This window comes from Bradyrhizobium sp. WBOS08 (assembly GCF_024585125.1).
Taxonomy (GTDB): Bacteria; Pseudomonadota; Alphaproteobacteria; order Rhizobiales; family Xanthobacteraceae; genus Bradyrhizobium; species Bradyrhizobium japonicum_B.
On sequence record NZ_CP028988.1, the window covers coordinates 5,905,012 to 5,927,498 of the forward strand.

The following is a 22,487-nucleotide window of genomic DNA, read 5'->3' on the forward strand; positions in this document are numbered from 1 at the left end:
GCGTATAGCGGCGCCCATGTCGAACCCACCAGATACGGCCATCGCCGAGCCGATCCCCGAATGCCCGCATTGCCAGAAGCCGATGCCGCTGTGCATCTGCGACAGCGTCACGCCGATTGACAACCGGTTGGCGCTGCTGATCCTGCAACATCCGCAGGAGCAGGACAGGGCGCTCGGCACCGCGCGTCTGCTTGCGCGGCATTTCGCCGACGCCACGGTGCGGGTCGGCCTGTCCTGGCCGAGCCTGTCCAAGGCGCTGGGGCGGCCGGTCGAGAACGCGGCGCGCTGGGCCGTGCTCTATCTCGGTTCGGCACGCGCCGCCGATCTCGAGGCGGAAGGCGAGATCGTCGCGCTCGACCGCAAGGGGGGGATCGCGGAGAACCAGCGCGCGATCCTCGGCAAGCTCGAGGGAATCGTGTTGCTCGACGGCACGTGGAGCCAGGCCAAGGCGTTGTGGTGGCGCAATCCCTGGATGCTCAAGTGCCAGCGCGTGATCCTCAACCCGGCGCATCCCTCGCGCTATGGACGTCTGCGCAAGGAGCCGCGCAAGGACGGGCTGTCGACCATCGAGGCCGCGGCAACGATTCTGGCCGGCCTCGAGCGGCGTCCTGATATCGCCGACACGCTGCATGCGAGCTTCGAACGATTGTTGACCCGCTACCGCGAGGTCCAGGCCGAGATACCGGAATTGGCACCCAAGCCTGCGCCGAAGGGGCGGCGCGACTTCCGGCGACGTAAGCGCGGCTGAGTTCGGCCCGCATCTCTCAACGGTTTGATTGCAGCGCCAAGCGTGCGCGTCGAGGTTGGCCTCGGCATCTACGCCGGCGACCCGCCATCAAGGTCCTGTACGTGACGGAAACTGGGACGAAGCGGTTGCCTAATCCCTTCATCCCCTATATTGCTCCGCCCTTACGGGGCCACGTGGCGGAGTGGTTACGCAACGGTCTGCAAAACCGTGTACACCAGTTCAATTCTGGTCGTGGCCTCCATCACAACTCCCTGATTTATCTGGTATAATTAGAAGCCAGGCGCGGGTTCCGCCGCGCGCCGTCGGCTGGAGGCGGCCGTGATCACCGGGTTTGCCCGGGGCCCGCTGGAAACTCTCGATTCAGGCCCCTGGCATAGAGTTCGCATCTGCGAAGTGATTCATCTCGCTATCCGAGCACTGGAGCCCACAATGGGCGACATCGTCCGATTTGTCCCGAAATCCGAGCTGGAGCGGGCCCGCCTCATCCGCGAGGCCCGCGCGATCTATGACAGCATCTTTCCGTCGGCCACGCCTGACCGGGCGCCGCAGGATGGCGAGGATCGCATCAAGACCTGATCGTTGCCCGGGTCGGATTTCCGGCGCCAACGCCATGGCAAAGCTCCCGCGAGGCGGGCGGTTTGGTTCACGCTGAACGCGGCTCTCAGCAGGCCGCGTACCAGTCCTCGGGGAACGGCAGGAGCGGCCAGGCGCCCTCATTGTCATTGGCGGCTTTGGGTGTCGCGTCGAAGCTCCACGAGCGCGGCACGAATTCCTCCTCCGGCGCGAGAGCGAAATCTTCAATGACCATGGCGTCCCGGACAGCATCCAGCAGCAAGTTGAATTCGGCTTCGCTTCTCATCGCACCCTCGCAGAACGCGGATGGCGCAATGTCGCAAAGCCGGTTTGTCACCCGATTGAGCCGATCGTTCGCATTTTAACGATCCGGCGATCGAGGTTTGATTGGCTAACGATTTCTAAAAGTCCCGGCGGGAATCTACGTTCCACCGCAGCGCGCGCAGTGTGAAGGAAATCACATCCTGCGCGATTTTTTTCTCCTACCCCTTCGCAGGGTACCGGCCAGGAAAGGCCGGGAGGCGGCAGGGCGACAGGAGACTGGTCATGAAGGCGAGGTTCTTGCGGTTTGCGGGTGTGAAGAGCCGGGCGTGCGGCGCGTCCACGGTCGGGCTGTTCCTGACGCTGTTCGCCTCTGCTGCCCAAGCGCAAGGGACGGCGGAGCAGCGCCGGGCCTGCACCCCCGATGTCTACCGGCTCTGCGCCGGCGAAATTCCCAATGTCCGCGCCATCACAGCCTGCCTGCGCCGTAACCGATCCAGCCTGAGCGAGGCTTGCCGCAGCGTGTTCGACCAAGCCGGCGGGTGAGCCCGCCTGTGGATTGTTGCGCAGCAAGTAGCTGCGCGGACGCCCCAATCCCCAGCAGCCGCCTTGTGGATATGCTGCGGATAGGTTGTTGAAGGGCGGTGAGTTGCGGCATCGCCGCTGCACCGAGCGAGACCGATCGTCTCGCACGAACTGGGAAGCTCAAATCGCGTCGCCCTGGCATGCGACCAGTTTTTGTGCAGCGCCTTGCCCAAACCGCGGGCCTCCTCGATCCAATTTTTTGTACGCCCGCGGACAAGCTTTTAGAGCGGGATCCCACCTAGCTTCGCCGTCGAGCTGGAAGTCGACCTGGAACATGGCAGGCGCCATGACAACGCGAAGGAGCTGGAGATGGAGAGATGGGTTTTGCCGCAGGCGCGGCGGGGATTGGCGCGCGCATCATTGCCACCGCGCAAGCTCATGCTCGGCGCCGCCATCGCTTTCGGCCTCGTCGTCGCAGCGCCGCTGAGCGCCCAGGCCGCAGCGCCCGCCGCCTGCGCCGCGCTCCAGGAAAAATATCCGGACTGGAAGGGCAAGACGCTGGTCAACGCCATCAATCCGCATACGCCGGGCTATGAGACCATCGATCCCAAGGATCCCAGCAAGTATATCGGCTTCGACATCGATCTCGGCGAAGCCATCGGCGAATGCCTCGGTTTCAAGCTGACCTACAAGGCGGTGACGTTCGCGGCGCTCCTGACCACGCTCGCCGCGGGACAAGCCGACATCGTGATCTCCGACATCTACGCCACCAAGGAGCGCGCCAAGGCCGCCGACTTCATCACCTACTCGAAGGTGTTCGACGGCGTCCTCGTCGCCAAGGGCAATCCGAAGGGCATCAACGGCATCAACTTGTCGCTGTGCGGCGCCGCTGCGGCCGAAAACACCGGCTATGTCGAGGTGCCCTTGATCCAGGCGCTGATCCCGGAATGCAAGAAGGCCGGCAAGCCCGAGCCGACCATCCAGCTCTACGACAACAACGCCAACTGCATCCAGGCGATTCTCGCCGGCCGCGCCGACACCTACATCAACGACGTCAACACCGTCGACAGCGCCGTCAAGGCCTATCCGGACAAGCTGGAGAAGGCGATCGCGGTGACGATCCCGTATTCGGTCGGCATCGCCGTGCCCAAGAACAAGCCGAAATTCCGCGACGCCGTGCTCGCCGCGTTGATCGAAGTGCAAAAGGCCGGAACCCACATGGAGCTTCTGAAGAAGCACGGGCTCGATGTGAACAACTTCATGGAGCCGGAAATTCTGACCGCGGACTGAATGCGGTTTGCCTCTCCCCGACGGGGAGAGGTCGGCGCGAAGCGCCGGGTGAGGGGGCGCGGCAAACTCTGTGCGGCGTAATCCCTCACCCGGATCGCATCGGATGATGCGATCCGATCCGTGCTCGAGGCACCCGCCTTCAACCAAACCTGATCCCGCTCTAATGACGGCGGACTGATGTCGCTGTTTCTCCACTACCTGAGCATGCCATATCTGCTCGCGGGCATCGAGCTCACCCTCGAGGTGACTGCCCTCGGGCTCGGCGGTGGATTGATCCTCGGATTGATCCTCGCCGGCATGCAGCTCTCCCGCTTCTGGCTCCTGGCGGCGATCGCCAGGGCCTACACCGTGATCTTCCGCGGCACCCCGCTGATCCTGCAGATGGTGTTCGCCTACGACGCGCTGCCGCATATCGGCATCAAGCTGCCGGCGGTGCTGGCGGCCGGCCTCGCACTGGCCTGCAACGAAGCGCCGTTCATCGCGGAGATGCTGCGCGCCGGCGTGCTCGGCGTCGACCGCGGACAACTGACGGCCGGACAGGCGCTGGGCATGACGCCGTCGGTGCTGATGCGCAGGATCATCGCGCCGCAGGCGATCCGCACCATGATCCCGGCCTTCGGCAACGAAGCGGTGAGCGCGCTGAAGAATTCCTCGCTCGCCTCGGTGATCGCGGTGCAGGAGCTGACCTTGCGCTCGACCCAGCTTGCGTCCTCGACCTTCGATTTCTTCTCGATCTTCTTCGCCTCGGGCCTGCTCTATCTCGTGCTGACCGCCAGCATCAGCGCGATCCAGCTCTTCGTCGAATGGCTGCTGGACCTCGACCGCACCACCCGCCGCGAGCGCAGGCTCGCCGATTATCTGCCCTGGCGCCGCGTCGATCTGGCTGCCAAGCTCGAACTGGCCGATGCGACCGATCCCGATCCCGAGCCCGCGCCGGCGGAGCTCGCGGTCACGCCGCCGCTGGCCCTGACCCGCGAGGAGCGGGCCCGCCGCGCCGCGACGATCGCGCGTAATAATATCGCGGTCGAAGTGAAGGACCTGACCAAGAGCTACGGGCCACAGACGGTGCTCGGGGGCCTCGACCTCACGGTGCGCATCGGCGAAGTGGTCGCGCTGCTCGGCCCGAGCGGCTCCGGCAAGAGCACGCTGCTTCGCTGCATCAACCACCTCGAAAACTGGGATGCCGGCACCGTGCGCGTCGGCGGCCGGCGCCTCGGTTTCGGCGAGAACGGCAAGCCGTTGTCGCCGCGGGCGATCGCCAATGAGCGCGCCAGTGTCGGCGTCGGCATGGTGTTCCAGCAGTTCAATCTGTTCGCGCATCTTTCGGCCAAGGAGAACATCGCCGGCCCCTTGCGCTGGGTTCATGGCATGACCCGCATCGATGCCGATCGCCGCGCGGCCGAACTGCTCGATCGTGTCGGGCTTTCGCATCGCGCCCATGCGCTGCCGCGGCATCTCTCCGGCGGCCAGCAGCAACGCGTTGCCATCGCCCGTGCGCTGGCGCCGAACCCGAGCGTGCTGCTGCTGGACGAGCCAACCTCGGCGCTCGATCCGGAGCTGGTCAACGAGGTGCTGGAGGTGATCCGGCGCCTGGCCATCGACGACGGCCTCACCATGATCATCTCGACGCACCAGATCCGTTTCGCTGACGAGGTCGCCGATCGCGTCGCCTTCCTGAGCGGCGGCGCGATCATCGAGGAGGGGCCTGCGCACGATGTGCTCTCCAATCCCCGCAATCCGCTGACGGCACGATTCCTCAGCGTGATGGAAGCCGACAAGACCCCGGAGACGGTGCGATGACCACCGTCACGACGTTCCAAGCCGCGTTCCCTGAAGAGGCCACCTCATGAAGCATGTCACGTTGCCGGTTTCGCCGAAGACCGTCCACTGGGGCTATTTTTCCAAGACAGTGGCACCGGCCCTGACGTTGCGCTCCGGAGATCGCGCCACGATCGAGACGCTGACCCACCACGCCAATGACGATTACGAGCGAATGATCCAGGGCGATCCTGGCGCCGAAAGCGTGTTCCAGTGGACGCGCGAGCACAAGGCCGTCGCGCGCCGCGGCTCAGGTCCGACGGAAGGCCCGTTCATCCGCGGTGCAGGCGAGGGGATCGGTGTGCATCTGCTCACCGGTCCGGTCGCGATCGAAGGTGCCGAGCCCGGCGACATTCTGGAGGTACGCATCCTCGATGTGCGGCCGCGGCCGAGCTGCAGCGCCTGCCATGCCGGCCGCTGCTTCGGCTCCAACGTCGCTGCGAACTGGGGATTTCACTATCACGACCTGATCGAGGAGCCGAAGCCGCGCGAGGTCATCACCATCTTCGAACTCGACACCTCCGGCGAGCCCTACGCAAAGGCGGTCTACAATTACGTCTGGACGCCGCAGACCGATCCCGACGGCATCGTGCATTCGACCATCGACTATCCCGGGGTGCGCGTCGATCACGCCACCATCAGGAAGCGCGAGAACGTCCTGTCCAGTGTGAAGGTGCCGGCGCGGCTGCATTTCGGCACGATGGGCCTTGCGCCGTCGGAAGCCGATTTCGTCAGCTCGATTCCACCCGGCTATACCGGCGGCAACATCGACGACTGGCGCATCGGCAAGGGCGCGCGGATGTTCTATCCGGTCGCCGTCCCCGGCGCCTATTTCTCGGTCGGCGATCCTCACGCCGCGCAAGGTGACAGCGAGCTCGGCGGCACCGCGATCGAGACCTCGCTGACCGGCGATTTCGAGTTCATCCTGCACAAGAAGGCCGACCTTGCCGGCACCAGCCTCGAAGGCCTCGACCACCCCATGCTCGAGACCGACCAGGCCTGGTCCTTCTACGGCTTCACCTATCCGAACTATCTCGCCACGCTCGGCGCCAATGCACAAACCGAGATTGCCAATCACTCCAGCCTCGACCATGCGATGCGCGACGCGTTTCGGAAACTCCGCCGCTTCCTGATGACGGTGCACCGTCTCAGTGAGGACGAGGCGATCTCGCTGCTGTCGGTCGCGGCGGATTTCGGCGTGACCCAGGTGGTCGACGCCAATTGGGGCGTCCATGGCACGATTCGCAAGAACGTCTTCCGATGCGACTGAATCTCTCCACGTCGTCCTGCTCTAACGCTTTGAAGAGCAGCCCGTATTTCAGGATCGGATAGTGACCGACGAACCTCGTCTTCGGCCCGTTGCGGCGACGGATGACCGCGTGCGTCTGGCACGGAGGTTGCTTCGATCGACGGCAATCTGGGTCGATCCGATGAGCTTCCGCCCGTTCACGAGCGAATCCTACGCGCAAGACGACCGCCCAGAAGCCTGGCGGGACGTGCTGGCCGCGGTCGGCCTGCAGCCGGCGGGTGGCCACAGCGTATTGGACGGACACGCGACCGCATCGCACCGGCACGCCGCCGGTGTCGCGCTGACGCGCATGGCTGCGGGCGCGCAGAGCGTCGTTCCGCTCTCACGAGCAAGCGAAGACCTTCCCATCGCGCTGATGCCGGTCGAGGACGGCATGGTGCTGAAGAGCGCCGGCAGTCATCGTATCGTTCCCGTCGGTCATCTCGTGCTGCTGCCCCGCAGCGGCGATTGGAGCATCGTGTTCCAGCGCGACATGCGCGCCATCGTGCTGTCGGTGACGTCGGAGGCGCTGCACGGCCGCCTTTCGGGCAAGCCGCGGCTCGGCGGGCCCCGCGTCGTTCAGCCCAGCGGCTTTGCCGACGTCTTCTCCCGTCTGCTCGATGCCACTGCACGGACGCTCGACACCCTGAGCGATCCCGAATGGAATTCGGTCGCGCAATCCTTCGTCGATCTGCTGCTGACGCTGGTGCATCAGCTAGCGTCCTCGGCCTCCGATGCTGGATCGAGCGCGACGCAGGCCGCGCTGCTGCACCGGATCTGCCAGACCATCGAGCGTCGCCTCGACGATCCCGATCTGGTGCCGGCGCGCGTAGCGCAGGCCGAGGGAATTTCCGAACGCTACCTGCAAAAGCTGTTCGAGACGGTCGGAGACAATTTCACCCATTACGTTCGCGAACGCAGGCTGCAGCGCGCCTGGGCCGACCTGTCCAATCCGGCCGAGGCGCACCGTTCGATCTCGGAGATCGCCTATGCCTATGGCTTCGGCGATTCCGCGCATTTCAGCCGAGCCTTCCGCCACCGCTTCGGCTTGCCGCCGCGCGAGTTTCGCCAGCAGGAGGCGGAGCGCGCGACGGCGCATCACGGCGTTCCCGGCCAGCGCGGCTGGCCCCAGGAGGCGCTGGCACAGCTTCGCGCGCATCAGAGCGTTGAGGCGCGCAGCAGCGTCGCCTGCGCCGGTGCCGAGAAACGGGCTGCATCGGAGCGCAGGCATCACCATCTTCCCGTCGAAGCCAGCCGCGTTCATTGGGGCTATTTCAGCCGCTCGCTGCCGCCGCAGATCGAGATCGCCTCGGGCGATACCATCACCATCGAGACGCTGACGCAGCACGCCTCCGACGCCCCTGACATGATGATCGCGGGCGATGCCGCCGCCGAAAGCGTGTTCGGCTGGACGCGGCAGCGGAAGAACGTTGACCGCCGCGGGGCAGGGCCGATGGACGCCAGCGTGTTCGGCCGTGGTGCAGGCGAGGGATTTGGCGTGCACATCTGCACCGGTCCGGTGGCTGTGAAGGACGCTCAACCCGGCGACGTGCTCGAGGTGCGCATCCTCGACATCGTGCCGCGGGCGAGCCGTCATCCCGATCATGCGGGCCGCGTGTTCGGTTCCTCGGTCGCGGCGTGGTGGGGTTATCATTACAACGAGTTTCTCGGCGGTCTTAAGCCACGCGAAGCCGTCACCATCTACGAGATATTCGACAACGCCGACGAGGCCCACGCCCGCGCCCTCTATTCCTACCGATGGGAGCCGCAGACCGATCCTTTCGGCGTGGTTCACACGACCTACGACTATCCCGGCGTTCCCGTCGCTTCCGCCACGATCAAGCGTCGCCATGCCGTGCTCGATGGCATCAAGATTCCCCTGCGTCCCCATTTCGGCGTGATCGCGGTGGCACCGCGCGAGGTCGATTTCGTCGATTCCGTGCCGCCGTCCTATTTCGGCGGCAACCTGGACAATTGGCGGCTGGGGAAGGGGGCAACCGTCTATCTGCCGGTTTCCGTGCCCGGCGCGCTTCTGTCGGTCGGCGATCCCCACGCCGCCCAGGGCGATGGCGAGCTCAGCGGCACGGCGATCGAATGCTCGATGACGGGCACATTCGAGGTGATCCTGCACAAGAAGGCGGATCTTGCCGGCCGGCCTTTCGCCGATCTCTCTTATCCCCTGATCGAGACCGCCACCGATTGGGTGCTGACCGGCTTCAGTCATCCGAACTATCTCGCGGAGTTCGGCGCCCAGGGACAAAGCGAGGTCTACGCCAAGTCTTCGCTCGATCTCGCCATGAAGGATGCGTTCCGTAAGATGCGACGCTTCCTGATGAACGTGAAAGGCCTTAGCGAGGACGAGGCCATCGCGCTGATGTCGGCCGCCGTCGATTTCGGCGTCACCCAGGTCGTCGACGGCAATTGGGGCGTGCACGCCATCCTCAGCAAGCGCCTGTTCCAGGACGTACCCTAGCAAGGACACTCGAGTTGAAATTCCACATGATCAGCGACGGGCCGAGGCCGGTCGCGCCCTTCAGCCACGCGGTGGAAACCGATGGATTCGTCTTCGTCACGGGCCAGATGCCGGACACGCCGCAGACGCCGGGCGTGCTGCCCGAGGGCATCGTCGCACAGACCCGCGCGGTGATGGCGAATTTGAAGATCGTCTTGGCCGGTCTCGATCTCGGCCTCGAGCATGTCGTGATGACGCGAGTTTATCTCACGCGCTTCAGTGAGGACTACACGGCCATGAACGAGACCTATCGCACGTTCTTTCCCCCGGACCGGCTCCCCGCGCGCACCTGTGTCGGAGTCACCGGGCTCGCCTATGACGCGTTGATCGAGATCGATCTGGTGTGCCGTCGGCCGTGACGGTCGGGAGGGCGGGCCGAGAGCGGGCTCATTTGTCTCAAATTGCAATCTGTGCGGGTAGAAGATCTTGATCGGTTGTGAGTAGAGGTATCGGGGGCTTGAACGTGGGCGGCGACCGGCGCGACTAACCGGCAGAGTGCCGAGGGATCAGAGGAATGTGAACAACCCGCCTCTTCCTAAAGTACTAAAATGGTGCTTTAGTGCTTTTCATGAGCCAGTCTCCTCGAAACGCGCCGTCAGCGCTGCGTTACAGGCTCGCCCCTGACCCGGCTGCCAAGGCCGCACTGGAGGCGACGTTCCAGGCCTATGACCGCATGATGGAAATCCTGGATGAGGTCGCGCGGAGCCACAACGTCGGTTCCAACGTCGTGCTGCTGCATGCCCACGCCTATGACCCGATCCGCAAGGCAACCGCATTGCCGTCGCGTCTCGTGACGCTCGGCCTGCGCGACCGCAGCGACTATCGCGCGGCGCAGGGCCGCCGCCTGCCGCTCGACGACAAGCTCGCCAAGATCAAAGGCCCGGCCACCATCTCGATTGCGACCGTGCAAGGCCGCTTCAGCGTGCCGTTCGACTATGCCGGCTATGCCGAGGGCTGGGGGCAAAGCGTGCCCGCGTGCCTGGTTCGCACCGAGGACGGTTTCGAAGTCCACTACGGCGTCACGCCGAACATTCTGCCAGAGGAGGAGAACGCTATGGATAACATCGCTGCCGCTCCCGACAATTTCCTGTCCCGGGTCGGGCGCCTGATCGCCGGGATCGCTTACGACGCGATCGAGCAAGCGGAAGGCAAGAACAAGCTTGGAGTGGTCGGACAGGCCATCCGCGAGATCGAGCGCGCCGAGACCGAAGCGCGCGACGCGCTCGCTGCCGCGCGCGCCGAGGAATACCGCCTCAACGCGCGCCGGGCCGAAATCGAGCGCGAGATGGCCAATCTCGCCCCCAAGATCGAAACCGCGATCGCCGATGGCCGCGACGACCTCGCGCGCGCCGGCATCGCGCGGCAGATGGATCTGGAGGCCCAGTTCGACGTGCTCTCCCGCGCCATCGACGAGAACAACGAGAAGATCGAGCAATCTGTCACCTCGCTGCGTGCGGTGCTGTCGGCCCTCCAGGACGCCGAGCAGCGCCGCGCCGAGCTCGAAAAGAGCGAGGCGGCCGCAAGCCAGCAGGGCTCGACGTCTTCCCGCAAGCAGGGCGGCACTTCCGCCGCAGCCAAGGCCTTGCGTGCGGGCAGGGCGGTGGCCCGCGCCACCGGCGTGCCCCAGGCCATTCCGTATTCGAGCGACATCGACGAGCTCAGCACGCTCCATCGCGACAAGGAAATTGCGGCGAGGCTGGCGCGTCTGAAGTCACGCACCTGAGTGCCGTGTCATGAGCGCTCTGCTCGAACACGTCATGTCGGCGGAGGTGAGGCCGTTCGCGATTGCGGCGGCCATGATCGTCATCGTCGGCTCGATCGAGGTGGTCTCGATGCTGGTCGGGGCCTCCCTGAGCGAGATGCTCGGCACCCACTTCGATTTCGGTCATCCCAGCGACAACGGCGTGATCAACGCCATTTCCTGGATCAACGTCGGCGGCGTGCCGCTCCTCATCTTCCTGCTGCTGCTGCTCGGCGCCTTCTCCATCACCGGCTTCCTGATCCAGGACGTCGCACGGATGGTGGCCGGTCCCTTGCCGGCGACGGTCGCCTCGGTCGGGGCCGTCGTGGTCTCGGTTCCACTGGTCCGCGCCGCCAGCCGTGCCATCGCGCGGGTCATTCCTAGGGATGAAAGCTACGCCGTCGGCCTCGGCGACCTCGTCGGCCGCATCGGTGAGGTCGTCATCGGCCCGCTGGACCAGGGACCGCCCGGCCGCGTCAGCGTCACCGATGTCCATGGCAACCGCCATTTCGTCTCGGCGGTCGCGGCGCCGTCATCGGCACCTTTGCCGCAGGGAACCGTGGTCCTGCTCGTCGATCGGGCCGGCACGCGCTTCGTGGCGGTCAAAGCCGACGATGAACTCAAACCTTCGAAGTCCAGTCTAAGCAGCAGCTAGGTCATTATCGGAGAAAGTCATGTTCGACATCGCAGTCCCGGCCATGATCGGCGTCGCGCTGATCGTCGTCCTGGGTATCGTCTTCACCATCCTCTACAAGCGTGCCACCCGCGACGAAGCCTTCGTGCGCACCGGCCTTGGCGGTAAGAAGGTCGTGCTCGACGGCGGCGCCATGATTCTGCCGATCTTCCACTCCTATGCCAGCGTCAACCTGAAGACACTGCGGCTTACTGTGGAACGCAAGGAACGGGAATCGCTGATCACCAAGGACCGACTGCGCGTCGACATCGTCGCGGAGTTCTACGTCCGCGTCCGCCCTGACGAAGAGAGCATCGCGCTGGCAAGCCAGACGCTGGGCGCGCTGACCAACGACGCCGAGGCGCTGCGCAACCAGGTCGAGGCGAAATTCGTCGACGGCCTGCGCTCGGTGGCCGCGACCATGACCATCCTGGAGCTTCAGGAGAAGCGCTCGGACTTCGTCAAGCACGTGCAGTCCACCGTCGAATCCGACGTGAAATCGAACGGCCTCGAGCTTGAATCGGTATCGCTGACCAAGCTGGACCAGACCGACGTCAAGTTCTTCAATCCCGAGAACTTCTTCGACGCCGAAGGCCTCACCCAGCTCAAGACCGTCACCGAAACCCGCCGCCGCGACCGCAACGCCATCGTGCGGGACAACGAGGTGGCGATCGCGCAAAAGGACCTCGAGGCGCGGCAGCAGACCCTCGGCATCGAGCGGACCAAGAAGGAAGCCGAGCTTTCGCAGGAGCGCGACATCGCCAACAAGACCGCGAGCACCCGCGCCGAGGTCGCAACCGCAACCCAGACCGCGCGCCTGACCGAAGAGAACGCCCGGATCGATACCGACAGGGCGGTCGCCGAGAAGGAGGCCGGCGCCAAGCAGGTCAAGGAAACCGCGGTGATCGAATCGGATCTGGCGATCAACAAGCGCAAGACCGACGCCCAGCGCGAGATCCAGATCGCCACGCAGGAGAACGAGATCCAGATCGCCGCCAAGAGCAAGGAGACCTCGGAAGCCGTCGCCGAAGCCAAGACCGCCGAAGCGCTCGCCGTCTCCGCGGAGGAGAAGGTCGTGACGGCGCGTGCGGTCGAGGTGGCCGATCGCGCCCGTCTCACCCAGGTGCTGGCCGCGCGAACCGAGGCCGAACGCAAGTCGACCGAGCTGATCGTCGCGGCCGAGGCGGAGAAGAAGGCTTCGCTCGATCGCGCCGAGGCCGTGAAGACGCTGGCCACCGCCGAAGCCGAGTCCAACAAGATCAAGGCCGTCGGCGTCCGCGATATCGGTGAGGCCGAGGCCGCCGTCATCACCATGAAGAACGAAGCGCAAAACAAGCTCGGCAGCAACATCATCGATTTCGAGATCGCCAAGAGGCGGATCGAGACGATGCCGTCGGCGCTGGCCGAGATGGTCAAGCCGATCGCCAACCTCAAGGACGTCCGCATCCTGCACACCGGCGGCGCGTTCGGCGGCAACGGCGCCGGCGGAGGCAATGTCGGCTTCGGCGAAGGTCTCGCCGGCGAGTTGCTCAAGGTGCACGCGCTGCGTCCGATGATCGACGAGATCCTGCGCCAGGGCGGCTTTGCGCCCGGCGACGATCCCGTGCAGGCGCTGGTCGGCGCCGTGACCGGAAAGAGCAACGGCGCGGCCGTGCCGGTCGCTGCGCCGGCGCCGGCGAAGACAAACTCCTCCGATCTATGAATGCCCGTTCATTGCTGCTGAGAATTCGAAACGATAGAAACAGTGCCGCGCGTCTCGCGTCGCGCAACGTTCCGGAGTGCGGATCGACGGCGTGTTGAGCCTTTCGTTCGCGCTCCGGACGTCTTGTCAGGCAACGCTTTTTGTTGCCGCGGCGCCTGTGCCGAGCAACGCCAGGTGCCGAGACCTGTTTCGATCGGAGGATTTTCATGAAGTATTTTCTGTCTGGATTGATCGCGATCGGTCTGTCGATCGCGGCCATGCCGTCGCTGGCGGCCGACGCCCGCAACGTCACCGTCGTCAACGAGACCGGCTATGCCATCAAATTCCTCGGCTTCAACGCGCCCGACGACGGCCTGGACGAGTGGGACAACGAACTCGAGAAGGTGTTGCAGAACCAGGCCAGCACCTATGTCGAGTTCGACGAGGACGACGAGGGCTGCATCTGGAACATCCGCGTCGATTGGCAGAGCTACGACGAGGCGGTGCTGTGGAAGAACGTCAACCTCTGCAAGATGACCGCACTTCGGCTGCGCTACGATTCCGGCACCAGGACCACCTCGTTTCTCGCGGAATAGCGGCTGCCGCTGACCGCCGGAGGAGGGGCCATCCAGACCCTTCCTCAAGGACGTTTCGGAGGACGACGAATTCGTCCTTTGCAAGCGCAAGCGGCTTTGTTATACGCAGCCGCGCGCGAGCCACTGGTTCGCCTTTTCCTCGGTAGCTCAGCGGTAGAGCATCCGACTGTTAATCGGATGGTCGCTGGTTCGAATCCAGCCCGGGGAGCCAAATTTTTCCGCAAGTTCAATGAGTTGTCGTCGCGTCCTCGCGCGTTGCGCGATTTCGTTGCATTGATCTCTGAACCCTGTGCCGCCATGATTCCTGCCTTGAATTCGCGTTCAAGCAGATGTGTGGACGGGCATCGTCGCGCCATGCGGACGGCGCCAAATCGACTCAATTGAAATCGAGCTTCGACAGTGCCGGATCTTGACGGAGCTGATTCCCATGCCAGACATCCAGGTCGACCGTTCCCGAATGGCCCCCTCGATCCTGCCGGCCGAGATCCCGGAGCTCAGCGACGACGAATGCCTCGCCTGTCTGGCGCGTGCGGTCGAGACGCCCGATTCGGCGCGGCTGGATGAGGTCGCAGCTCTGATCGGCCGCCTCGCGGTGGCGATTGAATAACCTGCTCCGGCGGCCGATGCGGTCAGATGCGGAAGCCTTCGTCCCGCAGGCGAACGGCCGTGTTGCGTTTTGGCCGTGCATGCTCCAAAGATGCCGCGAATTTCGTCCGCGGCATCGTCCGCATTGCAGGGTCCGCAAATGTCCGGTTTCTCGACCGCGCGCCTCAAAATGGTCGATGGCCAGGTGCGCACCAATGACGTCACCGACCGTCGTGTTCTCGATGCCATGCTCACGGTTCCGCGCGAGGCCTTCGTGCCGGCCGACCGGCAGGCACTGGCCTATCTCGATCTCGATCTCGACGTCAGCGAGGGCACAGCCAAGCGTTTCCTGATCAAGCCGCAGCTGACCGGCAAGCTGCTTCAGGCCGCCGAGATCGGCGAGGGGGACAGCGTGCTGGTGGTCGGCTGCGCCACCGGATACCTCGCGGCGCTGGCTGCCAGGCTGGCCCGTCAGGTCACCGCGACGGAATGCGATTCGGCGCTCGCCGCGAAGGCCAGGGATGCCTTTGCGTCTCAGGGGCTTGCCAATGTCATCTGCAAGGCCGCGCCCTGCAGCGAAGGCGATCCGTCCGCCGCGCCCTATGACGTAATCATCCTCAATGGCGCCGCCGAGGTGATGCCAGAGGCGCTGCTCGGGCAGCTGAAGGAGGGCGGGCGCCTGGTCGGGGTGTCCGCCGAATCCCGGCCGCCGCGGGCCATGATCGTGACCCGGACCCACGGTGAACTCGGCCATCGAACCCTGTTCGACGCCACCGCTCCGGTCCTTCCCGGGCTCGAACGGGCGGCCGCTTTCGTCTTCTGACAACCCAAAGCCCGTTAAAATCCCGTTCTGAATCAGAAGTGTGGCCGGGATGCTGCACGTGAAGAGTTTCCACCGAGAACTCGCCTGAGGTAGTTCCGTCGCGCTAATCCGCATCCTATGTTGCGGCGGGGCAACGACTCCACTCGTAGACGGTACCCAGCTCGCGGGCACGAGCTGGGCGTTAGAATGAACGGAATTTCAGGGATGCATGGGGTGAAGCTCTTCACCGGAGCTGCGGTTTCGGTCCTGCTGCTGGCGCTTGCCGGGCCGGTGCCTGCCTTGGCGGATACGATCGAGTCCGCGCTGGTGCGCGCCTATCAGAACAATCCGCAGCTCAACGCACAGCGTGCCCAGGTGCGCTCGACTGACGAAAACGTGCCGCAGGCCTTGTCCGGCTATCGCCCCAGGGTCTCGCTGACGGCGAGCGGCGGCTATCAGTACTCGGACTTCAAGAGCAGCAGCACCAGTCCGCCGGTTCACGGGACCGGTATTCCCCGAAGCGTGGGACTGACCGCTTCCCAGACCTTGTACAACGGCAACCAAACCGCCAACAGGACGCGCGCCGCGGAGAGCCAGGTGTCCGGCTCCCGCGAAGCGCTGCGCAGTCTCGATCAGACCGTGCTGCTCCAGGCTGCCACGACCTACATGGACTATCTGCGCGATGCCGCGACGCTCGAAGTCCAGCGCAGCAACGTGCGGGTGCTCGAGCAGACGCTGAAGCAGACCCGTGACCGCTTCAATGTCGGCGAGGTGACCCGCACCGACGTTGCGCAATCGGAAGCCCAGCTGGCTGCCGGCAGAACGCAGGCTCTGACCGCCGAATCGAATCTCAACACGACCCGTGCGAACTTCCGCCGCATCATCGGCAACGAGCCGACGAACCTGGCGCCCGGCTCGCCGGTCGACCGTTTCCTGCCCGCAACGCTCGCTGCCGCAGTCGAACTCGGCCTCGTCGAGCATCCGAATGTCACGGCCGCGATGTTCGGCATCGACGTCAATTTCCTGCAGGTCAAGGTTGCCGAGGGCGCTCTGCTGCCGACGGTCACCCTGCAGACCAGCGTGACCCAGGCCTACGAACAATCCCTGATCCAGTACCGCGCGTTCAACGCGTCCGCGCTCGCGCAGATCTCGGTGCCGATCTATCAGGGCGGCAGCGAGTATTCGCTGATCCGTCAATCCAAGGAAAACCTGGCGCAGCAGCGTCTCAACCTCGAGAACACGCGGGACCAGACCCGCGCGACCATCGTGCAATGGTGGGGGTCGTTGCAGGCCGGCAAGGCGCAGGTGCAGTCGGCGCAGGCGCAGGTGACGGCGTCCGAGATCGCGCTCAACGGCGTCCGCGAAGAAGCCAAGGCCGGTCAGCGCACGACCCTCGACGTGCTCAACGCGCAGCAGGCGCTGGTTAATGCGCGCGTCGCGCTCGTGACCGCGCAGCACGACCGGGTCGTCGCATCCTACAACGTCCTCGCCGCCGTCGGCCGTCTGGCGCCGCAGGTGCTTGGCCTTGCGACCAATGTCTACGATCCCAGCGTTCACTACCATCAGGTCCGCGACAGCTGGGCCGGCGTGCGCACGCCTGACGGGCGCTGATCCCCGTAATCGTCCGGTCGGCCTCGCGAACAAGCGAAGCCGACCGGCACTTTGCTTGCAATCATCAAAATCCCTGACATAGCCTTGCCGAGACAATGCGGGTCGATTCGCCTCGTATTGATGCCGTATGCGTAAAGCTTGAGTGCCGGGGGCAGGGGCGCACCGCCGCACGTTGAGCCGTGATCTGGGGACAAGTCGGGCTGCCGCGACGAAAATGGCAGGCCGCACGCCCGGAACCGGGCCAATCCTGCCTTGCTTGGTGTAAAACAACGCATGCGAGGGCGTTGATGATGTGGAGTCGGAGATGACGCAGCCTGCAAAGGTCACAGAACCCTCGATGGAGGAGATTCTGGCCTCGATCCGGCGCATCATTGCCGACGACGAGGCCAAGCCGCCGGCGGCCGAGGCCGCCAAGCCTGAGAAAGCCGCGGCCCCCGCAGCGCCGCCGAAGCCGCAGGCAATGAACGACATTCCGCCCTCCAAGGTCGCACCGGCCAAACCGGCCGCCGAGAAGCCCGCTCCACCTCCGGCCCCAGCCCCGGCTCCTGCGCCTGCCGCCGATGCATCGCCAAACAGCCAGGACGATATCGACGCGCTGCTGGCGGGACTCGACGCGGCCACGCCGGCGCCCGAGGTTCGCTCGCCCGAACCGGAGCCTGAGCCTGAGCCTGAACCCGACGTGCTCGAATTGACCGACGAGATGGCGATGGATCCGACGCCGGCTCCGCCGCCGCCGAGCTTCCGCAAGGTCGAGCCACGGGACGATCTCGAATTCGCCGAATCGCCGCCGCCGCGCCCGACGCCGCCGTCCTACGCGCCGGTGGACTTCGATGCCCCGCCGCTGCCGCCGCAGCAGCCCATGCTGGCGCAATCGACGGTCTCGGCGGTGGAATCCGCCTTCAACTCCCTGGCCCATACGGTGCTCAGCAGCAATGCACGGACGCTGGAGGATCTGGTCAAGGAGATGCTGCGGCCGATGCTGAAATCCTGGCTTGACGACAATTTGCCGGGCCTCGTCGAACGCATCGTGAAGGCCGAAATCGAGCGGGTCTCGCGCGGCGGCCGCTGAGAGGGGCGCTGCGGCCCCGATAAAGCCCTGCTCCCAGGGCATGTTGGCCTGCGGACCGGGCTGGAAGGCCCCTTTGCCGCTGAGCTTTCCGTTGACTTGACCCGCGCACGCGGCTTTCTAGCAGCCCCATGATCGAGAAAAATTACCAGCCCGCCGATATCGAAGCCCGCATGTCCGTGGTGTGGGAGGACAGCCTTGCCTTCAAGGCCGGCCGTCCCGACCGCCGCGACGCCGTGCCCTTTACCATCGTGATCCCGCCGCCGAACGTGACGGGCTCGCTGCACATGGGCCATGCCCTCAACAACACGCTCCAGGACATCCTGTGCCGGTTCGAGCGCATGCGCGGCCGCGACGTGCTGTGGCAGCCCGGCACCGACCATGCCGGCATCGCCACCCAGATGGTGGTCGAGCGGCAGCTGATGGAGCGTCAGCAGCCCGGCCGCCGCGAGATGGGCCGCGCCAAATTTCTCGAGCGGGTCTGGCAGTGGAAGGCCGAGAGCGGCGACACCATCATCAACCAGCTCAAGCGCCTCGGCGCCTCCTGCGACTGGTCGCGCGAGCGCTTCACCATGGACGAGGGCCTGTCGAAGGCCGTCGTCAAGGTGTTCGTCGAGCTGCACCGCGAAGGGCTGATCTACAAGGACAAGCGGCTGGTGAACTGGGACACCAAGCTGCTCACCGCGATCTCGGATCTCGAGGTGCAGCAGACCGAGGTCAAGGGTCACCTCTGGTATCTGCGCTATCCGATCGAGGGTAGGACTTTCAGCCCCGAGGATCCTTCGAGCTTCATCGTCGTCGCCACCACGCGCCCCGAGACCATGCTCGGCGATACCGGCGTCGCCGTGCACCCCGAGGATGAGCGCTATCAGCAGCTGGTCGGCCACAACGTGATCCTGCCGCTGGTCGGCCGCAAGATCAAAATCGTCGCCGACGATTATTCCGATCCGGAAAAGGGCTCGGGCGCGGTCAAGATCACCCCGGCGCACGACTTCAACGATTTCGAGGTCGGCAATCGCCACGGCCTCGCCCGCATCAGCGTGATCGACAGGGAAGGGTGTCTCGATCTCGTCGACAACGAGGACTATCTGCGCGACCTGCCCGAAGGCGCCGGGCAGTTCGCCGAGGAATTCCACAAGGTCGACCGCTTCGCCGCGCGCAAGCGCATCGTCGAGCGGCTGGAGAGCTTCGGCTTCGTCGAGCGGATCGAGCCGCACACTCACATGGTGCCGCATGGCGACCGGTCCGGCACCGTGATCGAGCCGTACCTGACCGACCAATGGTATGTCGACGCCAAGACGCTGGCGAGGCCTGCGATCGCGGCGGTGCGTTCGGGCGAGACGACGTTCGTGCCGAAAAACTGGGAGAAAACCTATTTCGACTGGATGGAGAACATCCAGCCCTGGTGCATCTCGCGCCAGCTCTGGTGGGGCCACCAGATCCCGGCCTGGTACGGGCCTGACGGCAAGGTGTTCGTCGCCGAGACCGAGGAGGAGGCGATCAGCCACGCCCTCGGCTATTACGTCGAGCAGGAGGTCATCACGGCCGAGCAGGGCCGCGAGATGGCGCTCGACCGCAACAAGCGCGAAGGCTTCATCACGCGCGACGAGGACGTGCTCGACACCTGGTTCTCCTCGGCGCTGTGGCCGTTCTCGACGCTGGGCTGGCCGGATGAGACGCCCGAGGTGCAGCGCTACTACCCGACCAATGCGCTGGTGACCGGCTTCGACATCATCTTCTTCTGGGTCGCCCGCATGATGATGATGGGCCTGCACTTCATGAAGGAAGTGCCGTTCTCGACCATCTATATCCACGCCCTCGTCCGCGACGAGAAGGGCGCCAAGATGTCGAAGTCGAAGGGCAACGTCATCGATCCGCTCAACCTGATCGACGAATACGGCGCGGACGCGCTGCGCTTCACGCTGGCCGCGATGGCGGCGCAGGGGCGCGACATCAAGCTCGCCACCAGCCGCGTCGAGGGCTACCGCAATTTCGCGACCAAGCTCTGGAACGCCTGCCGCTTCGCCGAAATGAACCAGTGCGCCGTGCCTGAAGGCTTCGAGCCGGCGAAGGCAAAGGAGACGCTGAACCGCTGGATCGCGCATGAGAGCGCGCAGACCACGCGCGAGGTGACCGAGGCCATCGAAGCCTATCGCTTCAACGATGCGGCAGGGAGCATCTACCGCTTCGTCTGGAACGTCTATTGCGATTGGTATGTCGAGCTCGCCAAGCCCGTGCTGCTCGGGCCGGACAGTCCCGCCAAGGACGAGACCCGCGCCATGGTCGCCTGGGCGCGCGACGAGATCCTGAAGCTGCTGCACCCCTTCATGCCCTTCATCACCGAGGAGCTGTGGGAGGTGACGGCCAAGCGCGACGGCCTGCTCGCGCTGACGCCATGGCCGCTGCAGCGGACCGATCCGACGCCCGAGCAGATTGCGATGCTCGCTGCGACGACGGCGACGATTGATCCGCTGGTCTCGCCGGCCTGGGTGCTGCCGATCTTCGATCATGCCGACTTCACCGACCCTGCGGCCGAGGCCGAGATCGGCTGGGTGATCGACCTCATCACGCAGATCCGTTCGGTGCGCGCCGAGATGAACATTCCGCCGGCGACGCTGACGGCTTTGGTGCTGGCGGGCGCTTCGGCCGAGACGCGCGAGCGCGCGCCGCGCTGGACCGACGTCATCAGGCGCATGGCGCGGCTGTCGGACATTTCCTTCGCCGATCGCGCGCCCGACGGCGCCGTCCAGCTGCTCGTGCGCGGCGAGGTGGCGGCGCTGCCGCTGAAGGGCGTGATCGACGTCGCCGCCGAGCGCGCGCGTCTCGACAAGGAGATGGCCAAGGCCGACGCCGACATCAAGCGTGCGGAGTCCAAGCTGGCGAACGAGAAATTCGTCGCCAACGCGGCCGAGGAAGTCGTCGAGGAGGAGCGCGAAAAGCGCGAGGCCGCGCTGGCGCGTAAGGCCAAGCTGCTCGAGGCGCTGGAGCGGCTGAAGCAGGCGTCGTAAGTTGGATCTTGGGCCTACTTCGGAAACGGCTTGCTCAGGAACTTCGAGCCCCTGATGCCGTAGCGCCAGGGCAGCTCGACCGCCTTGGTGATGCCGATCCGGATGCCGGTTGCGACCTCGACATCCTCCGTCCGCGCATGCAGTGCGATCGGCGGCCGGTCCAGCGGCAGGGCATTGTGCGCGATGGTGATCCCGAGCGCTTCGGTCAGCTTGCCCGGACCCGAGCACAGCGCATGCAGCTCCTGGAGATGACGGCGGCGGCGCATCTTGGCGATACCATGCGTCGGCTCGATCGCGCGGATCAGCACGGCGCTGGCCGAGCCTTCTTCCTCGCAGACGAAGTTCACGCACCAGTGGATGCCGTAGGAGCGATAGACGTAGGCATAACCGGGCGGGCCGAACATCACCTGGTTCCGCGGTGTCGGGCCGTTGTAGGAGTGCGCCGCCGGGTCGGTATGATGATAGGCCTCGACCTCGACGATGATACCGCCGATTCCGTCGATCAGCATCGTCGCTCCGATCAGGTCGGGCGCGACCTCGTGGACGCTGCGGCTGAAAAAGGCACGCTTCAGCGGCTTGCCGAGCCGCGGGGATGAGGGGTTCGATCTTGGAGCCATTCGAGATGAGAATCGCCAGAGGACAGAGCAGGATATTGCCCATATCTGCCATGTTCCCTGAAGCGGGGCGAGCCGGGTTGCGATGCCCCGCCAGACCGACTAGGTAGGACCTGAACAGACCGGACACCCCATGGTCGTAATCGTCGATACCATCTCGAACCCGCTGCGCCCGCGCCACCCCGAAAAGGTGAACCGGCCCGATTCCGCTTCGCCGCCGAAGCCGGACTGGATCCGGGTGCGCGCGCCCAACACCCGCGGCTATGCCGACACCCGCAACATCGTACGGTCCAACGGCCTGCACACGGTGTGCGAGGAGGCGGGCTGCCCGAACATCGGCGAGTGCTGGGACAAGAAGCACGCGACCTTCATGATCATGGGCGACACCTGCACCCGCGCCTGCGCCTTCTGCAACGTCAAGACCGGCCTGCCGAACGCGCTGGATGCGGCCGAGCCCGAGAATGTCGCCGAGGCGACGGCCAAGCTGGGGCTCGCCCACGTCGTCATCACCTCGGTCGACCGCGATGACCTCACTGATGGCGGCGCCGAGCATTTTGCCCAGACCATCCGCGCCATCCGCACCGCGTGTCCCTCGACCACGATCGAGATCCTGACACCGGACTTCCTGCGCAAGGAGGGGGCGCTCGAAATCGTCGTCGCCGCCAAGCCCGACGTCTTCAACCACAATCTCGAGACCGTGCCCTCGCGCTATCTCACGGTGCGGCCGGGCGCGCGCTATTTCCACTCGATCCGGCTGCTGCAGCGGGTCAAGGAGCTCGATCCCACCATCTTCACCAAGTCCGGCATCATGGTCGGCCTCGGCGAGGAGCGCCACGAGGTGCAGCAGGTGATGGACGATCTGCGTTCCGCCGACGTCGATTTCCTGACCATCGGCCAGTACCTGCAGCCGACCCGCAAGCACCATGCGGTGATGCGTTACGTGCCGCCGGACGAGTTCGCCTCCTACGAGAACATGGCCTACACCAAGGGCTTCCTGATGGTGTCCGCGAGCCCGCTCACCCGCTCGTCGCATCATGCCGGCGAGGATTTTGCGAGACTGAAGGCCGCGCGGGCAGCGCACGCCCGCTGAATCGC

The 22,487-nt window shown here is 65.2% G+C and carries 20 protein-coding genes and 2 tRNA genes; 20 read left to right on the forward strand and 2 right to left on the reverse strand.

Translation table 11 applies throughout. From position 1 onward, the window contains the following. Positions 1-16: 16 nt before the first annotated feature. The 3 genes from DCM80_RS27820 to DCM80_RS27830 all read left to right on the forward strand — a co-directional run bounded on the left by DCM80_RS27820 (position 17) and on the right by DCM80_RS27830 (position 1,324). Positions 17-748 carry a tRNA-uridine aminocarboxypropyltransferase gene (locus DCM80_RS27820; protein WP_257194619.1) on the forward strand — a complete coding sequence of 244 codons (732 nt, stop codon included), beginning with the start codon at positions 17-19 and terminating at the stop codon, positions 746-748. Between the two features lie 167 nt (positions 749-915). Beyond that, positions 916-989: transfer RNA gene (locus tag DCM80_RS27825), tRNA-Cys, on the forward strand. A gap of 188 nt (positions 990-1,177) precedes the next feature. Then, the gene (locus DCM80_RS27830) at positions 1,178-1,324 is read left to right on the forward strand and encodes a hypothetical protein (RefSeq protein WP_257194620.1); all 147 of its coding nucleotides are present in this window, start codon (positions 1,178-1,180) and stop codon (positions 1,322-1,324) included. Between the two features lie 85 nt (positions 1,325-1,409). Here the strand turns inward: DCM80_RS27830 and DCM80_RS27835 are convergent, their stop codons facing one another. Next, positions 1,410-1,607, reverse strand: a complete 198-nt coding sequence (locus DCM80_RS27835; protein ID WP_028136522.1) for a hypothetical protein — start codon at positions 1,605-1,607, stop codon at positions 1,410-1,412. A gap of 260 nt (positions 1,608-1,867) precedes the next feature. On the opposite strand from DCM80_RS27835, the gene DCM80_RS27840 reads away from it, so the two are divergent. The 16 genes from DCM80_RS27840 to DCM80_RS27915 all read left to right on the forward strand — a co-directional run bounded on the left by DCM80_RS27840 (position 1,868) and on the right by DCM80_RS27915 (position 20,778). Beyond that, positions 1,868-2,128: a hypothetical protein gene (locus tag DCM80_RS27840; protein WP_257194621.1), complete on the forward strand. Its 261-nt coding sequence runs from the start codon at positions 1,868-1,870 to the stop codon at positions 2,126-2,128. Between the two features lie 348 nt (positions 2,129-2,476). Beyond that, positions 2,477-3,397 carry an ABC transporter substrate-binding protein gene (locus tag DCM80_RS27845; RefSeq protein ID WP_257194622.1) on the forward strand — a complete coding sequence of 307 codons (921 nt, stop codon included), beginning with the start codon at positions 2,477-2,479 and terminating at the stop codon, positions 3,395-3,397. Between the two features lie 177 nt (positions 3,398-3,574). Next, complete coding sequence (locus DCM80_RS27850; protein ID WP_257194623.1) at positions 3,575-5,197, forward strand: amino acid ABC transporter permease/ATP-binding protein; 1,623 nt, start codon at positions 3,575-3,577, stop codon at positions 5,195-5,197. A 46-nt stretch (positions 5,198-5,243) separates the two neighbouring features. Further along, the gene (locus tag DCM80_RS27855) at positions 5,244-6,485 is read left to right on the forward strand and encodes an acetamidase/formamidase family protein (protein WP_257194624.1); all 1,242 of its coding nucleotides are present in this window, start codon (positions 5,244-5,246) and stop codon (positions 6,483-6,485) included. 160 nt (positions 6,486-6,645) lie between these two features. After that, entirely contained in the window at positions 6,646-8,976 is a 2,331-nt protein-coding gene (locus tag DCM80_RS27860; protein WP_257194625.1) for an acetamidase/formamidase family protein, read from the forward strand. A 14-nt stretch (positions 8,977-8,990) separates the two neighbouring features. Next, positions 8,991-9,374, forward strand: coding sequence for a RidA family protein (locus tag DCM80_RS27865; protein ID WP_257194626.1), 384 nt, complete (start codon positions 8,991-8,993; stop codon positions 9,372-9,374). 200 nt (positions 9,375-9,574) lie between these two features. Beyond that, positions 9,575-10,738, forward strand: coding sequence for a PspA/IM30 family protein (locus DCM80_RS27870; protein ID WP_257194627.1), 1,164 nt, complete (start codon positions 9,575-9,577; stop codon positions 10,736-10,738). 10 nt (positions 10,739-10,748) lie between these two features. Then, positions 10,749-11,411, forward strand: a complete 663-nt coding sequence (locus tag DCM80_RS27875; protein ID WP_257194628.1) for a YqiJ family protein — start codon at positions 10,749-10,751, stop codon at positions 11,409-11,411. Between the two features lie 19 nt (positions 11,412-11,430). Then, positions 11,431-13,131, forward strand: coding sequence for a flotillin family protein (locus DCM80_RS27880; RefSeq protein ID WP_257194629.1), 1,701 nt, complete (start codon positions 11,431-11,433; stop codon positions 13,129-13,131). A gap of 206 nt (positions 13,132-13,337) precedes the next feature. Then, complete coding sequence (locus DCM80_RS27885) at positions 13,338-13,706, forward strand: hypothetical protein (RefSeq protein WP_028136512.1); 369 nt, start codon at positions 13,338-13,340, stop codon at positions 13,704-13,706. Positions 13,707-13,842: 136 nt separating this feature from the next. After that, positions 13,843-13,917 (forward strand) — tRNA-Asn (locus tag DCM80_RS27890). 216 nt (positions 13,918-14,133) lie between these two features. Next, entirely contained in the window at positions 14,134-14,313 is a 180-nt protein-coding gene (locus tag DCM80_RS27895; RefSeq protein ID WP_257194630.1) for a hypothetical protein, read from the forward strand. A gap of 138 nt (positions 14,314-14,451) precedes the next feature. After that, a complete protein-coding gene (locus DCM80_RS27900; protein WP_257194631.1) occupies positions 14,452-15,114 on the forward strand; it encodes a protein-L-isoaspartate O-methyltransferase in 663 nt (220 codons plus the stop codon). Positions 15,115-15,318: 204 nt separating this feature from the next. Next, entirely contained in the window at positions 15,319-16,704 is a 1,386-nt protein-coding gene (locus tag DCM80_RS27905) for a TolC family outer membrane protein (protein WP_257198075.1), read from the forward strand. Positions 16,705-17,008: 304 nt separating this feature from the next. Beyond that, positions 17,009-17,773, forward strand: a complete 765-nt coding sequence (locus DCM80_RS27910; protein WP_257194632.1) for a PopZ family protein — start codon at positions 17,009-17,011, stop codon at positions 17,771-17,773. Between the two features lie 128 nt (positions 17,774-17,901). Continuing rightward, complete coding sequence (locus DCM80_RS27915; RefSeq protein ID WP_257194633.1) at positions 17,902-20,778, forward strand: valine--tRNA ligase; 2,877 nt, start codon at positions 17,902-17,904, stop codon at positions 20,776-20,778. A 14-nt stretch (positions 20,779-20,792) separates the two neighbouring features. Here the strand turns inward: DCM80_RS27915 and DCM80_RS27920 are convergent, their stop codons facing one another. Then, complete coding sequence (locus DCM80_RS27920; RefSeq protein ID WP_257194634.1) at positions 20,793-21,395, reverse strand: DNA-3-methyladenine glycosylase; 603 nt, start codon at positions 21,393-21,395, stop codon at positions 20,793-20,795. A gap of 130 nt (positions 21,396-21,525) precedes the next feature. On the opposite strand from DCM80_RS27920, the gene lipA reads away from it, so the two are divergent. Further along, positions 21,526-22,482, forward strand: a complete 957-nt coding sequence (gene lipA, locus DCM80_RS27925; RefSeq protein ID WP_257194635.1) for a lipoyl synthase — start codon at positions 21,526-21,528, stop codon at positions 22,480-22,482. The last annotated feature ends 5 nt before the right edge of the window (positions 22,483-22,487 follow it).

Bases quoted from the DNA above. Each gene is read 5' to 3' on its own strand.
- DCM80_RS27905 (WP_257198075.1), top strand. From the start codon at position 15,319: ATGCATGGGGTGAAGCTCTTCACCGGAGCTGCGGTTTCGGTCCTGCTG.
- DCM80_RS27880 (WP_257194629.1), top strand. From the start codon at position 11,431: ATGTTCGACATCGCAGTCCCGGCCATGATCGGCGTCGCGCTGATCGTC.
- DCM80_RS27850 (WP_257194623.1), top strand. From the start codon at position 3,575: ATGTCGCTGTTTCTCCACTACCTGAGCATGCCATATCTGCTCGCGGGC.
- DCM80_RS27900 (WP_257194631.1), top strand. From the start codon at position 14,452: ATGTCCGGTTTCTCGACCGCGCGCCTCAAAATGGTCGATGGCCAGGTG.
- DCM80_RS27885 (WP_028136512.1), top strand. From the start codon at position 13,338: ATGAAGTATTTTCTGTCTGGATTGATCGCGATCGGTCTGTCGATCGCG.
- DCM80_RS27860 (WP_257194625.1), top strand. From the start codon at position 6,646: ATGAGCTTCCGCCCGTTCACGAGCGAATCCTACGCGCAAGACGACCGC.
- DCM80_RS27920 (WP_257194634.1), bottom strand. From the start codon at position 21,395: ATGGCTCCAAGATCGAACCCCTCATCCCCGCGGCTCGGCAAGCCGCTG.
- DCM80_RS27845 (WP_257194622.1), top strand. From the start codon at position 2,477: ATGGAGAGATGGGTTTTGCCGCAGGCGCGGCGGGGATTGGCGCGCGCA.
- DCM80_RS27855 (WP_257194624.1), top strand. From the start codon at position 5,244: ATGAAGCATGTCACGTTGCCGGTTTCGCCGAAGACCGTCCACTGGGGC.
- DCM80_RS27875 (WP_257194628.1), top strand. From the start codon at position 10,749: ATGAGCGCTCTGCTCGAACACGTCATGTCGGCGGAGGTGAGGCCGTTC.
- DCM80_RS27830 (WP_257194620.1), top strand. From the start codon at position 1,178: ATGGGCGACATCGTCCGATTTGTCCCGAAATCCGAGCTGGAGCGGGCC.
- lipA (WP_257194635.1), top strand. From the start codon at position 21,526: ATGGTCGTAATCGTCGATACCATCTCGAACCCGCTGCGCCCGCGCCAC.
- DCM80_RS27835 (WP_028136522.1), bottom strand. From the start codon at position 1,607: ATGAGAAGCGAAGCCGAATTCAACTTGCTGCTGGATGCTGTCCGGGAC.
- DCM80_RS27910 (WP_257194632.1), top strand. From the start codon at position 17,009: ATGACGCAGCCTGCAAAGGTCACAGAACCCTCGATGGAGGAGATTCTG.
- DCM80_RS27820 (WP_257194619.1), top strand. From the start codon at position 17: ATGTCGAACCCACCAGATACGGCCATCGCCGAGCCGATCCCCGAATGC.
- DCM80_RS27895 (WP_257194630.1), top strand. From the start codon at position 14,134: ATGCCAGACATCCAGGTCGACCGTTCCCGAATGGCCCCCTCGATCCTG.
- DCM80_RS27840 (WP_257194621.1), top strand. From the start codon at position 1,868: ATGAAGGCGAGGTTCTTGCGGTTTGCGGGTGTGAAGAGCCGGGCGTGC.
- DCM80_RS27915 (WP_257194633.1), top strand. From the start codon at position 17,902: ATGATCGAGAAAAATTACCAGCCCGCCGATATCGAAGCCCGCATGTCC.